The sequence below is a fragment of the Desulfovibrio sp. An276 genome (assembly GCF_002159665.1).
In the GTDB taxonomy this organism is placed as follows: Bacteria; Desulfobacterota; Desulfovibrionia; order Desulfovibrionales; family Desulfovibrionaceae; genus Desulfovibrio; species Desulfovibrio faecigallinarum.
The window spans coordinates 1-12,012 of the sequence record NZ_NFJC01000038.1 but is presented as its reverse complement, the minus strand read 5'-3'; the positions used below and the strand labels follow the sequence as shown (position 1 = coordinate 12,012).

Sequence of the window (12,012 nt, the reverse complement as noted above, 5' to 3'; positions counted from 1 at the left end):
GCCCCCAGTTTGCAGCAGGGGTTTCAGTCGTTTCCTTCCCGCATTGCTCTCTTGCAAGGATGCAGAAAAAGCGAAAAGTGTCACAAGCGCTGCCTTGAGACAAAAAGGGACGCATTTTCTCTTCGAGGAGAAAACACGTCCCTTTTTGTCGCCAGGGCCTTGCCTTAGACACGTCTGGGCCTTGTGCCGGCCCTTGTACCGCGGCCCCTCGGGAGCCGCGAGCGCCTTGCGTGCTGCACAGGCGCAACGGAGCTTTTTCCGTCTGTGTCTGTTGCGCCAGCCTTTTTTGCCGCAGCTTCAGTCACGGGGCTTGCCTTGCCTACACTATCCTCCAAAGCCTGCCTGTTCGTACTGCCTTCCCCTGCTTCCTGGTCCATGCCGCTTGCAGACAAAGCCTTCTTTTGTGTCGCTTTGGACACAGGTTGCGGGGCTTCCACAGGGCTTGGTCTTTCTTCCAACCGATCTCCCGTATTCGGGCTTTCAAGGAGCAGATCCTGGGTTTGCTTGCGCCAGGGTGTGGGGAGCGGGGTAAAGCCCGCAAAGGGCATCACCTGCGCGTAGTACTTGCGCCTGTCATTGCGCGCAGCAAGGATATTCAGCCTGTTGTCCATGTGTATGACAAGCTGCCAGTGCTTCTGTCTGCTCCAGGTGCGGATGAAGGCTGCCATGTTGACAAGGCCGTCCTCGCCTGCTGTCGCAAGCGGGGGGAGGGTAATCTCAAGCATGCGGGCCGCGCGCGCAAGGCCGTGTTCTGCCTTGCAAAAGGCCACGGACTGCAGGATTGCAGTGGGCCCCTTTCTGGCATTGCCGCTTCCAGGCGATATGCCCGAGGAAAGGGCATCGCCAGCCCTGCGTCCGTCCGGGGTGGCACCTGTCACGGAGCCCATAGCGCGATGGGTTGTGACAGGCACAAAGAAGATTTCCGGCAATCCTCCATAGTAGTTCACGTGTTTTGCACAAAAATCCACCATAAAGGCTTCAAGGCGTTTTGCTATGTCGTCCACTTGTGGGTCGCCGTTGCCAAACTTCGGGGCAGTCAGGCAAAACTGGCGCTCGAGTGCGTGCTCCTCGAAGTTGCTTTTCAAAGCCGAGATGAGGCGTGGCATGGCAAGGCTCTTCTTTTCATAGACCAGAAGGCGGATGGCTGCCAGGGAATCGACCACAGTGGCAAAGCCCGTAGGCCCTATCTGCCCGCCAAGAATCAGGGCGTTTTTGATGCGGCCCTCGCTTATGTCGCGGCCCTCATCCATGCACAGATCGTGCAGGCAGGAGACAAGGGGGGCTGCAAGGTGGCTTGGCCGCAATGTGTCCGCTATGTACTGCTGTATGAGAACCTGTTTCAGTATATTGGCGAGCTGTGCGAAAAAGGCCTTTTCCAGCTCCTCATAGGTTGCAAAGGAGGCTGGATCCCCTGTGGCAAGGCCCAGGGGCCTTTTTCCCTCCATGCTGCAGTGGCCGTTGTAAAGGGTCATTTCCAGCACCGCTGCCAGATTGAACCAGGTGGTGCCAGTGAGATAGGTGGTACGGTTTGGCAGGCGCACCTCGCTGCTGCCGGACCCCGCGTAGTCGCGGGCTTCGGTCAAGTTGGCACCCTTGCGCAAAAAGAGGTCAATGATCTCCTCGTCGTTCATGAGCTTGGGGCCACGGCCTTCCCGAATGGCCTCGCACACTGCAAGGAGAAAGTCCTGCGGTGTTCCTTTGTGAACGCGCAGGCTCAAATCGGGATAGTCCAGGGGAAATTCCCGTCTTGAACGCAAGAGCAGCCAGGACATGGCGTTGGTGGCATCACTCCCGTCCTTGAGCTGTCCCCCAATGGTTGTGTGCTCCCAGTGGGCGTGCCCCTCGTAGATCTGTATGCCTGCTGCCGTGGGCTGGACGCGCACGTATTGCGCCATGTTGAGCCACAGGCAATCCAGAAGCTCAAGGGCCCTTTCCTCGTCGACAAGGCCCCTTGCACAGTCTTGTTCGTAAAAGGGCAGAAGGTACTGATCCATGCGGCCAATGCTCATGATGCCGCCGTGCAGCTCCTCGATATGCGAGACAAGCTGCACAAACCACAAGGACTGCAAAGCCTCGTGAAAGGTTCGGGCAGGCAGCCAGGGCACGCGGGCGCAGTTGGACGCTATGGTCAATAGCTCCTTTTTTCTTTCCTCTTCCTGGCATTTTTCAGCCATCTTTTGGGCAAGGTCAGCGTAGCGTCCCGCAAAGTCGCGTATGCCAAGACACAGTTTCATGACCGCCTTATAGAAGGGGGCCTTGTCCCAGTTGTTTTCGGGATCGTTGATGTCGAGCGAGTCAAGGCGCCTTGCCGCCTCGTCGTATATGCCCCTGAAGCCGCGCTGCAAGACCTTTTCGAAATCCATGACCCACTGCAGCGAATGGCGCACCGTGGCTGTCTCGTGGATGATGAAGGAGGGCACATACATGTCTCCATCCCTGTAGAGAAGCTCGCGCACATCATTGGGCACGGCATTGGCAAGGCTTTCCCTGAAGGTCCTGCCGTACCAGTAGGGAAGGAGTTCCTCCATGATGACCCTGCGGTCTTCCTCGGAGATTTCGTGGGGCAGATCCGCACTCTGCATGCGGTTTTTCTCCACAGTGGCAAAGTAGGCGCCCTCAAGTTCGGGATAGAAAAGGCCATACCTGCCCCTGGGGCCAACCCTGCCCACGATGAGCTCGTCCGGCTGGATGTCCACCTCGATGTTTGCCATGACGTGGCACATGGCCCCTGCCCAGCGCAAGGTCATGGGCATGTGGTCGTGGCTGCGAAAATACTGTGTAAAATACCTTGCCCTTTCCACACTCATGCGCGGGTTCTTGCCTGCAAACCGTGCAAGAATGCGGGCTGTGCGCTCTCTTGGGGTATACAGTGCGCTCATCCTCTGCTCCCTCCCTCGTCCATGCGCATCTCGTTCCTGCACTGTGCGACCAGCGCCTGCAGTCTTGCAAGCTGTTCAGGATCCGGGCCAATGCTCGCGAACTGTGGCCGCGCCATGCCAAACTGTGCGTACTTGTCCTCGCCAATGTCGAGGCAGGGCAAGAGCTCGTGGCGCTGAACATTGGGGTACTGGGCAGCGTGCCTTGCAAGTGCCAGCACCTCCTGCTCGCTGTCGTTGAAGCCGCGCACAATGGGTGTGCGTATCCAAATGGGAAGATTGGGGAACTCGCGGGCAATGCGGTCAAGGTTTTCCAGAATGCGGGCATTGTCCATGCGCGTGCAGGCCTTGTGTTTGGCACTTTCCATGTGCTTCAAATCGAAAAGAAGCAGATCGCTGTTTGCAAGCGCTTCCCGCGCCTCGGGATCGTCCATGTCGAACCAGCCGCAGGTGTCTATGGCCGTGTGCAGGCCCCTTTTTTTTGCAAGACGGACTATGGCTGCTGCAAGGGCAGGGCGCACCAATGGCTCTCCGCCGCTCAAGGTTATCCCTCCGCCGGACGTCGCGTAAAAGGCCCTGTCGAGCACAGCCTCGTCGACTATCTGCTCTGCTGTCATGTATGTGCCCACAAGCGTCAGGGCCTGGGAGGGGCAGGCCGAACTGCAGGAAGGACAGACACGGCAGGCATCGCGCAAGACAAGTATTGTTTTCCTGTCCCTTGCTGCGACTATTGTCTTTTCCGGGCAGGCCTCAAGGCAGCGCCCGCAAGAGGAAATACCCAGGCAAAACTCCGGCACAAAGCGCAGCTCCCTTTGAAAGTGCAGGCTTTCCGCATTGTAGCACCAGGGGCAGCGCAAAGGGCAGCCCTTCAGATAGACGACAGTGCGCAGGCCCGGACCGTCCTTGATGGACCCCCTCTGGATGGCAGAGACAAGGACCGTGTCCCTGACCGACTGCAGGGGTCTTGATTCGTTCTTCCTGCTCATTTGCCCCTGGCCTCCCGACCCTTGCGGGTCTTGTTCGCACCGGTTCTCGCACCGGTTGCACAGCTTTTCGCTTCGGTGCAGTCAGCCTGTATTTTTTCTTCCTGACCCATGTTGTGCTGCACAAGCTTGCGCCATAGAGTTGTCGGATGCATGCCCAGGGACTGTGCAGCCTCGTTCATGGTGGAAGAGGAGGCAAGGGCCTCGCGCAAACAGGCCTCCTCCACGGAAAAGAGAATGTCCTTCAAGGGGGTACCAGGCTGATAGACCCCAAGGGGAGCGGATGCTTCCCCTTCCCCTGCAGGCGCACTTTCCTGACACGTACGCATGGAAAGCGGCAAGTCTTCGGGGCGCAGGAGGGAGCCTTCGGACATGACCAGCATCCATTCCATGATGTTGCTGAGCTCCCTGGCGTTGCCCGGAAAGGGGTGCGAGAGCAGAAGGTCTATGACCTCGGGGGAAAGGCGCTTGTGGCAGTGGTTTTGGGCATTGTGCCTGTCCAGCATGCTTAAAGCCAGGGCGTAGATGTCTTCCTTTCGCTCGCGCAAGGGGGGAATGTGGATGGGGATGACGTTGAGCCTGTAGAAAAGATCCCTGCGAAAGCTGCCTTTTTCCACTTCCTCTTCCAGGTTTCTGTTGGTCGCTGCCACGATACGCACATCCACTGCCACCGGCTTTATGCCGCCTATGCGCAAAAAGGCGTGGCGGTCCAGCACTTCCAGCAGCTTTACCTGCATGGTTAGAGGGAGTTCGCCTATCTCGTCAAAGAAGACTGTTCCGCCCTGGGCTGCCTCGAGAAGGCCTGTCTTGCCCTTGGGGCTTGCGCCTGTGAAGGCGCCCCGCTCGTAGCCGAAGAGCTCGCTTTCCATGAGCTGTTCGGGGATGGCGCCGCAGTTGATGGACACGAAGGGCGCGTTCTTGCGCGGCGAGAGTTTGTGGATGATGGAGGCAAGCATGCTCTTGCCAGTGCCGGATTCCCCCTGCAAGAGGACCGAACTGTCGGTCTGGCTCACCTTGATGGCACGGGAGACCACGCGACGTATGCTTGCACTGCGCACCACCATGCCGACCTCGGCTGCGACGCTCTGCACCATATCACCGTCGTCTATGCCTGCCACCTGTTCTTCGGCCGGCCTTTCGGGCGCCTCCAGTTGCACGCGCAAGGCGTCGAATCTGTCGAGTTCCACGAGAGTGGCTGCGACAAGGTCCGGGCTCTTGCTCTCGCCAAGGATGGGGACAATCCAGAGAAAGAGGCTCTGTTCCCCGTGGCGGACAAGGCTTTGCGAAGGGAGCCCAGAGGAAAGGCAAGCGCGCATTCCTTCGGCCAGTTCCTTGAAATCTGCGGAAAGATCCTCAAGGCTTCCGCCCTGTACAACCCCGTATTCCCTGCCGCACAGTCTGCAGCCGGCCGTGTTGGCGCGCAGGATGTGTTCCTTTGCGTCACAGACTATGACCCCCTGGGGCAAAGCCTCCAGAAGGCCGTTCAGCTGGGCGTCCAGTTCCCTGTAGGCCTGAAGCTTGTGCACAATGTCGTCCAGGGAGGCTATTTCCTGCATGGCACAGACAACACCAGTGACAGTGCCCTGGTGCACAATGGGCAAATGGCTTGCCACGACCGTTGCTGCAGGCAGATGCATGATCTGGCCCAAAAGGGGCTTGCCTGAAGTCAGGACCCTCTTGGCCTCGACCCAGTCCGCGGCGTTGAAGTCCGAGAGGGGGTAGCCGGGGTAGGGGACCTCGCCGCCATGGTAGAGGCGGCGCATGGCCTTGTTGACGGCAATGACGCTGCCGCTTGCATCGACTATGAGCATGCCGTCGTTCAGGGCGTCCAGAACGGGCATGAGCGGCACAAGCTGCTGTGGGGACAGGTGCAGGACATCGGAACTCATGGCATATCCCGAAAAAAAGGCTGGCTTTGGTGTGGAAAGGGTGCTGGCTGAAAAGCAGGCTCGCATGGCCCTTTGCATGGTCTGTATTGCAAAACTGTATACTGCAAAAGAACAATGTTTGCCTAGCCCGCAGGAAAAAATTTTTTATTGCAAATATGCAATGCATAATTGCAAATACCCCTTGAGTCGCAGGGAAAGGACGGGTGGCGCACAGGATGGATTGTCATGAGCACAACGTCAAAACTTTGCCATTGATTCAGTGTGGTTGCCAACATTTTCCTTCAAACTTGCCCTTTGCGGCACTGTTCTTGCTTGAGGACTTTCAGGCGCATGGCCGGCACGTGACCGGCGTATGATCGGCGCATGGCCCGGAGGTACGCGTATGACAAATGACCTTATTCTGAAAAAGGGTGAATTCCTGGTCCTCTTGTGGACCGTGTTTGCTGCCTATGTGGTCCTGTACGGGCTGCAGCCGCTTCTGCCTGCCTTCGGGCAGGCCTTCCATGTGAGCAATCAGGCTGCAAGCCTCATCATGACCCTGGGCATCCTCCCCCTGGGCCTTGCTCCCGTGTGCTACGGCTACATCCTGAACCTTTGCACAACGCGCACCCTGATTGTCGCAAGCACCTCTCTTTGCGCTGCAAGCATCCTTGTTTCGCTTTTCGCCACCTCCTTTGCGGTCTTTCTTGGTTTAAGGGCCCTCGCAGCACTCATGATTCCCGCCATAGTCCTTGGCGTCATGACCCATATAGCCACCTTCGAAAGCGCGGAGAAAATGCAGCGCACCATGACCGTCTACACAACGGTCACGATGTTCGGTGCCTTCGGTGGCCGCATAGGCTCGGGCCTTGTGGCAAACGCCCTTGACCTTGATGCTGTCCTTGTCGTGCACGCTGTCCTTTTGCTCACGACACTGCCCTTCGTGTGTCGCCTGCCCGAGAGTCCGACCCTGCAGCGCGACATCTTCTCGCCCAAACACGTCCTCAAGGTCGTGCGCCAGCCGCATCTTCTGGCACTCATGAGCATAGGCCCCTTGTGCATCTTCGCCCACGCATCAGTCCTCAACATGGCGCCCTTCCATCTTCGCGAACTGCTTCCCGATGCAGGTACCTTCATAACAGGGCTTCTCTACGCGCCGGCCTTTGTCTGCACCATGCTTGGCGTTTTCTCAAAGCGTGTCCTGAAAGTTCTGCACGGCGAAATGCAAACCATACGAATGGGCGTTTTCATCTTCATCGGCAGTGTGCTCTTTCTCCTCTTTGATACACCCCTTGCTCTCTTTATCTCCATCTTCTTCATGACTGCCGGCTTTGTCCTTGTCTACACAACCCTTCCCGGAGTGGTGAATCGCGTAAGCCTCTCCCCCAAGAACATGACAAACAGCGTCTACCTCTCCGTCTACTATTCCTTGAGCGCACTCGGCACATGGCTTCCCATACTTGTCTACTCGAACTTCGGCATAGGCATGTACGTGTGCACGCTCCTTCTTGTCTTCTTCCTTGCCCTGGGCCTTGCCCAGAAGCACATACATCTTTCCCTAGAGAAGAAAAACATATGAAAATCATAGATTTCCGCTACCGTCCAAGCACCAGAGCATCTCTCGACAGCGTCATCAAAAACCCCGTGTACGCGGAGTACATCAAGAGAACGGACTTTTGCACGCGCCCTGAAAAGAGCCTTGACGAATGCGTAACGGAGCTGCGCAGCCTCGATGTTGTGAAGGCCGTTGTCTCCGGCAGGGACATAGAGTCCACCTACACCATAGGTTCTACCAACGAGAGCGTTCTTGAATGCATGGCAAGGGACCCAGACCTTTTCATCGGCTTTTGGGCCTACGATCCCCACAAGGGCATGCAGGCAGTGCGCAGATTCAGAAAAGCCGTGACAGAGGAAGGCATACGCGGTGCTGCCATCGACGCAGCCATGGCGCACTGCGCTGTGAGCGATGCCAAATTCTATCCTCTCTACGCCATGTGCTGCGAATTCGACATTCCCGTCATCATGACTGCAGGCCTTTCTCCCTACATGCCCAAGGTTGTGCTTGAGTCCACCAACCCGGCCCACGTGGATCAGGTGGCAACGGACTTTCCGGAACTGAAGATTATCTTAAGCCACGGGGGCTACCCCTGGGTGCTTGAGACCATCTCCCTTGTCCTGCGCCACACCAATGTCTACATGGACATCTCCACCTGCGAAAAAAAGCTCATGGGTGATCAGTACATCCGCGCTGCCAACGAGTACATCACGGACAAGGTCGTCTTTGCCAGCGCCAATCCCTTTGTGGAGGTCGCAAAGGCTGTCAAAAACTACGAGAAGATCGATTTCACGGAAGAATGCCGCCGCAAGCTCTACTACGAAAACGGCGCACGCCTCCTTGGCCTTGAAGGACTTCTGTAAGGGAATGGCCGGAAATCAGCCTGCAAAACGAGGAATATCCAATGCTTGAGATACAGTGCAAACCGGAAATCCATTCCCTTGCCACCTGCAGGGAGTTCGCAGAGGTCTTCAAACCAGGCCCAGAGGACATCATCCTGACCAACAAATACATCTATGAGCCCTTCTTCGGGGACATGGATCTGCCAGCCCGCCGCATCTACCAGGAAGAGTACGGCAGCGGCGAGCCCACGGACGTGATGGTGAACGCCATTCTCGAAACCATGGAAAACCTGCCCTGCCGCAGGCTCTTTGCCATGGGCGGAGGCACTGTCATAGACATTGCCAAGGTTCTGGCTGTGGCAGGCCCAGGCAAGAGGGTGGACGACCTCTACGCGGACATGGGAAATCTCTCCGCGCACTGCGAGCTTGTGATCCTGCCCACCACCTGTGGCACAGGAAGCGAGGTCACAAGCATCTCCATCCTGAACAGGACAAGCCTTGGCACCAAGATGGGCCTTGTGTCCCCTGCCATGTTTGCGAAGAAGGCTGTGCTTGTGCCCGAACTCCTCTCGAAGCTCCCCTACGGGGTCTTTGCCACAAGTTCCATTGACGCCCTTGTGCACGCTGTCGAATCCTGGCTCTCTCCCAAATCCACTGCCTTCACTCGCCTCTTCAGCAAAAGAGCCATGGAAATGATTTTGCAGGGCTACAAGACCATGGCCAGGGAGGGGAAGGAGGCCCGCCAGAATCTCCTCCAGGACTTCCTTCTTGCAAGCAATTTCGCTGGCCTTGCCTTTGGCACAGCCGGCTGCGCTGCCGTGCATGCGCTAAGCTACCCCCTGGGCGGCACCTACCATGTGCCCCATGGGGAGGCGAACTACTCCGTCTTCGTTGAAGTATTGAAAATGTACCAGAAGAAGGGTGTCAGTGGCAGGCTTCAGGAATTGCAGGCAATCCTTGCCTCCATCCTTGAATGCACTGAGGATATGGCCATAGAGGCCCTTGGCGATCTGCTCTCCAATATCCTGTCGCTCAAGCGTCTGCACGAGTACGGCATGACGCAGGAGGATGTGGCTCATTTTGCGAGCAATGTCCTTGCCACCCAGCAGAGACTTTTGGGCAACAACTATGTGCCCCTTTCCAAAGGCGAGATAGAGACCATATACGCAGCAAGGCTCTGAGCTGTTTGGTACCCGTCCGGGACAGAATGCGCCCTGTCTCTTCCGTGATTGGAAGGGGCAGGGCGCATTTTGCATTGATTCCGCGACGCAAGGGGTGCATATTGTGCAGGCGCAGCAAATCGGTAAAGAGAGATTTTGCAGGCAGACAGGAGCAAGAACCGATGGAGAACAGGGCAAAATCCCAAATTGGCATGGACAGTGACGGCAAAGCCCCATGCAAAACACACGGAGAGCTTTCAGAAAGGCAGGAACTGCCCAACAGGGATACCATTGCCGCCATGCTGGAGGCTGAACGCATGGCAAGAGACCCTTCTGTGAAGCGCTATACCGATGTGGAGGAAGCCCTCAGGGAGCTTAAGCGCTGATGGGCCTTGCCTTTTCCCCCTGAGCTGCAGTTTGTCCCATCGCCATTCGGGGGACAGGGTTTGCACAGCGGCAAGCTATCGCAGCCTGAAGGCAAAGGGGATCATGACAACAGTGTTCACAACCTGTCCCTTGAGCCTGCCGGGAGTAAAGCGCATGCGTCGGACAGCCTTGAGGGCCGCATCTTCGAAATAGCCGCTGGGCGTTGCGCGCACAATCTGGCCATTGCGGGGCATGCCCTGCTTGTCCACCACAACCTGCACCATGACCTGGCCTTCCACGTTCATGCGCCTGGCCCTGGTCGGATATTCGGGCATGACCCTTTTGGTAATGCCTGGCCTTTGATCGAGCTTGTCACAGTCGTACGCACTCAAGCCGCCAATGGTGCGGGCCTGGGGGCCTGCGGCCACAGGGGGAGTCGGCTGCGGTGCAGGTTGTACAGGCCGGGGTTTGGCAGGCTTCCTGTTGCTTTTTTTGGGGCTGATTTTCCTGACTTGCTCCCTCACTGGCTCCGGTTTTTGAGGTTCAGGCTTTGGGGGCATGGGCTTCGGCGGTTCGGGTGGCGGTGGCGTTTCCGGTTTTGGCGGTTCAGGAGCGGGCGGAACAGGCGGCTGTTGCCTGACCGGCTGGGCAAAATCCGCCAGGGCCACGCGGTAGACACGCTCGGTCTGTCTGACCTCTTCGCGGGCCATGAGCATGCTGCCGCCAAAAATCATGCCATGCACGGCCACAGAAAAGATAATGGCCTGAGTGCATCTTGAGAGCGCCATGTCACTCTCCTGCCCCGGCCGTTGTCGTCTGTACAGCCTGAGTTGCGGACTGCCCTGCTGCAGGCCTTGTCGAGGGAGATGGTTCCTCCTCATCCGCGTCAAAGGCCGAGGTGGTGACAAGACCCACATCCGTGATGCCTGCTCCACGCAGCCTGTCCATGACGCTCATGACAATCCCGTAGGGTACGGACTTGTCTGCCCGCACAAAGAGCTGCTTGCCCTGTTCCTTGACCTGCGCTGTCACAACGCTCACAAGGTCATCCAGGCCGGTTTCGTATTCGTCGAGATAGAGCACTCCTTCGGCCTTGATGGTAAGGATGGCGTGATCGTCTTCGGTTGGCAAAACCTCGGAGCTTTCCACCTTAGGGAGGGCAACATCCAGGCCTTCGGTCATCATGGGCGCGGTCACCATGAAGATGACCAAAAGCACAAGCATGACATCGACAAAGGGAGTGACATTGATGTCGGCAACAAAATCGTCATCGGAAGCTGCCATGGCCTATTCCCCCTGCGCAAAGTTCAGGCCTTCGGGATGACGGTTGCTTTCCTGCTGCAGGCGATTGAGCAGATGTCCCCCGTAGTTGATACAAAGCCCCTCGATTTCGGAAAGCCTGGCCCTGAAGACGTTGTAGCCGCACACAGCAGGGATAGCCACGAAAAGGCCTACCGCTGTGGCAACAAGGGCTTCTGCTATGCCCGGGGCAACAGTGGCAAGGGAAACGCTTTTCATCTGGGCAATGGCCGTGAAGGATTGCATGATACCCCACACCGTTCCGAAAAGCCCTATGAAGGGCGCCGTATTGGCTGCTGTGGCAAGGAGCGCCAGCGAGGATTTCAGCCTGGCAATTTCTCCGGCTATGCCAAAGTGCAGGGCTCTGCGCACGTTTTCGCTGGCAAGACGCTCAATGTCACCTGTCCTGCTCAGACGGTTGAATTCGTCTATGGCTCCACTGGTAATATTGTACAGGGGAGAAGAGGAATCCCTGGCTACAAGACGCAGGATGTCCCTGAGCTCCTGTGCCCGTTCCGCTCCGTGCAGTCCGGAAAGCACACGTACCTTGGCGGACCTGAGGGCCAGGTGCTTGGCGAACATGAATGCCCAGCTGGCAAGTGACATGAACAAAAGCAGAACAAGGACACATTTGGAGACAATCGTGGCCTGCAGTACAGCATGTATCAGGGTATCCATGCTTCTTTTCTCCTTGAAAAGAAAAAGAATTTGGTTTTCATTTTCTAAAACGACAAGCAAAACGTGTTAGGTCGTGTTGACAAATTCATGGGAGTGTTCCAGCAGGAGTACCTACTACACAACCTTCGCCCACATTAACGTATTGAAAATATGGAAATAAGAGGAGAATGACAGAGTGGTCTTCACATATCGTGTTGCAAGGCCACGCCATCTTTTAGCTTTTTGAAAATAGTTTTCCACCAGGTGACGTAACTTATAGAGATATTTGTCATAATCTCTTTGAACTTTACGGTTGCTTCTGGGCGGTATAACCGGGATTGCGTTCTGGCTGAGCACGTATTCAACAATGGCATCCGAGTCGTACCCCTTGTCGGCCAGGACATAC

At 56.9% G+C, this 12,012-nt stretch carries 12 protein-coding genes; 5 read left to right on the top strand and 7 right to left on the bottom strand.

The window, feature by feature from the left end; all coding sequences use genetic code 11:
- Window positions 1–164 precede the first annotated feature (164 nt).
- The 3 genes from B5F76_RS12300 to B5F76_RS12290 are packed head-to-tail and all read right to left on the bottom strand — an operon-like array spanning window position 165 to window position 5,748.
- Entirely contained in the window at window positions 165–2,879 is a 2,715-nt protein-coding gene (locus B5F76_RS12300) for a pyruvate formate lyase family protein (protein ID WP_087355006.1), read from the bottom strand.
- Window positions 2,876–3,862: a glycyl-radical enzyme activating protein gene (locus B5F76_RS12295; protein ID WP_087355004.1), complete on the bottom strand. Its 987-nt coding sequence runs from the start codon at window positions 3,860–3,862 to the stop codon at window positions 2,876–2,878. The genes B5F76_RS12300 and B5F76_RS12295 overlap by 4 nt, the downstream gene beginning before the upstream one ends.
- Window positions 3,859–5,748 carry a sigma 54-interacting transcriptional regulator gene (locus B5F76_RS12290; RefSeq protein WP_162608836.1) on the bottom strand — a complete coding sequence of 630 codons (1,890 nt, stop codon included), beginning with the start codon at window positions 5,746–5,748 and terminating at the stop codon, window positions 3,859–3,861. Before B5F76_RS12290 ends, B5F76_RS12295 begins: the two co-directional genes overlap by 4 nt.
- On the opposite strand from B5F76_RS12290, the gene B5F76_RS14965 reads away from it, so the two are divergent.
- The 5 genes from B5F76_RS14965 to B5F76_RS12270 all read left to right on the top strand — a co-directional run bounded on the left by B5F76_RS14965 (window position 5,747) and on the right by B5F76_RS12270 (window position 9,670).
- Complete coding sequence (locus B5F76_RS14965; RefSeq protein WP_162608835.1) at window positions 5,747–5,977, top strand: hypothetical protein; 231 nt, start codon at window positions 5,747–5,749, stop codon at window positions 5,975–5,977. The genes B5F76_RS12290 and B5F76_RS14965 overlap by 2 nt on opposite strands.
- Before the next feature lie 153 nt (window positions 5,978–6,130).
- Window positions 6,131–7,306, top strand: coding sequence for an MFS transporter (locus B5F76_RS12285; protein WP_162608834.1), 1,176 nt, complete (start codon window positions 6,131–6,133; stop codon window positions 7,304–7,306).
- Window positions 7,303–8,145, top strand: a complete 843-nt coding sequence (locus B5F76_RS12280; protein ID WP_162608833.1) for an amidohydrolase family protein — start codon at window positions 7,303–7,305, stop codon at window positions 8,143–8,145. Before B5F76_RS12285 ends, B5F76_RS12280 begins: the two co-directional genes overlap by 4 nt.
- A gap of 41 nt (window positions 8,146–8,186) precedes the next feature.
- Entirely contained in the window at window positions 8,187–9,305 is a 1,119-nt protein-coding gene (locus B5F76_RS12275) for a 4-hydroxybutyrate dehydrogenase (protein ID WP_087354997.1), read from the top strand.
- A 191-nt stretch (window positions 9,306–9,496) separates the two neighbouring features.
- Window positions 9,497–9,670, top strand: a complete 174-nt coding sequence (locus B5F76_RS12270; protein WP_204218406.1) for a hypothetical protein — start codon at window positions 9,497–9,499, stop codon at window positions 9,668–9,670.
- Between the two features lie 75 nt (window positions 9,671–9,745).
- Here the strand turns inward: B5F76_RS12270 and B5F76_RS12265 are convergent, their stop codons facing one another.
- The 4 genes from B5F76_RS12265 to B5F76_RS12250 form a co-directional block, all read right to left on the bottom strand.
- Window positions 9,746–10,438, bottom strand: a complete 693-nt coding sequence (locus B5F76_RS12265) for an energy transducer TonB (protein ID WP_087354994.1) — start codon at window positions 10,436–10,438, stop codon at window positions 9,746–9,748.
- Window position 10,439: 1 nt separating this feature from the next.
- Window positions 10,440–10,934, bottom strand: coding sequence for a protein TolR (gene tolR, locus B5F76_RS12260; RefSeq protein ID WP_087354992.1), 495 nt, complete (start codon window positions 10,932–10,934; stop codon window positions 10,440–10,442).
- A 3-nt stretch (window positions 10,935–10,937) separates the two neighbouring features.
- On the bottom strand, window positions 10,938–11,627 hold the full coding sequence (locus B5F76_RS12255; RefSeq protein ID WP_087354990.1) for a MotA/TolQ/ExbB proton channel family protein: 690 nt from the start codon (window positions 11,625–11,627) through the stop codon (window positions 10,938–10,940).
- A 114-nt stretch (window positions 11,628–11,741) separates the two neighbouring features.
- Window positions 11,742–12,012 (bottom strand): transposase (locus B5F76_RS12250; RefSeq protein ID WP_144268480.1); only part of this gene is annotated, 271 nt, incomplete at its 5' end.

What these genes read in the sequence shown, in the direction of transcription:
- B5F76_RS14965 (WP_162608835.1), top strand. Translation starts at nt 5,747, where the DNA reads ATGGCATATCCCGAAAAAAAGGCTGGCTTTGGTGTGGAAAGGGTGCTG.
- B5F76_RS12265 (WP_087354994.1), bottom strand. Translation starts at nt 10,438, where the DNA reads ATGGCGCTCTCAAGATGCACTCAGGCCATTATCTTTTCTGTGGCCGTG.
- B5F76_RS12275 (WP_087354997.1), top strand. Translation starts at nt 8,187, where the DNA reads ATGCTTGAGATACAGTGCAAACCGGAAATCCATTCCCTTGCCACCTGC.
- B5F76_RS12285 (WP_162608834.1), top strand. Translation starts at nt 6,131, where the DNA reads ATGACAAATGACCTTATTCTGAAAAAGGGTGAATTCCTGGTCCTCTTG.
- B5F76_RS12270 (WP_204218406.1), top strand. Translation starts at nt 9,497, where the DNA reads ATGGACAGTGACGGCAAAGCCCCATGCAAAACACACGGAGAGCTTTCA.
- B5F76_RS12280 (WP_162608833.1), top strand. Translation starts at nt 7,303, where the DNA reads ATGAAAATCATAGATTTCCGCTACCGTCCAAGCACCAGAGCATCTCTC.
- B5F76_RS12295 (WP_087355004.1), bottom strand. Translation starts at nt 3,862, where the DNA reads ATGAGCAGGAAGAACGAATCAAGACCCCTGCAGTCGGTCAGGGACACG.
- B5F76_RS12300 (WP_087355006.1), bottom strand. Translation starts at nt 2,879, where the DNA reads ATGAGCGCACTGTATACCCCAAGAGAGCGCACAGCCCGCATTCTTGCA.
- B5F76_RS12290 (WP_162608836.1), bottom strand. Translation starts at nt 5,748, where the DNA reads ATGAGTTCCGATGTCCTGCACCTGTCCCCACAGCAGCTTGTGCCGCTC.
- B5F76_RS12255 (WP_087354990.1), bottom strand. Translation starts at nt 11,627, where the DNA reads ATGGATACCCTGATACATGCTGTACTGCAGGCCACGATTGTCTCCAAA.
- tolR (WP_087354992.1), bottom strand. Translation starts at nt 10,934, where the DNA reads ATGGCAGCTTCCGATGACGATTTTGTTGCCGACATCAATGTCACTCCC.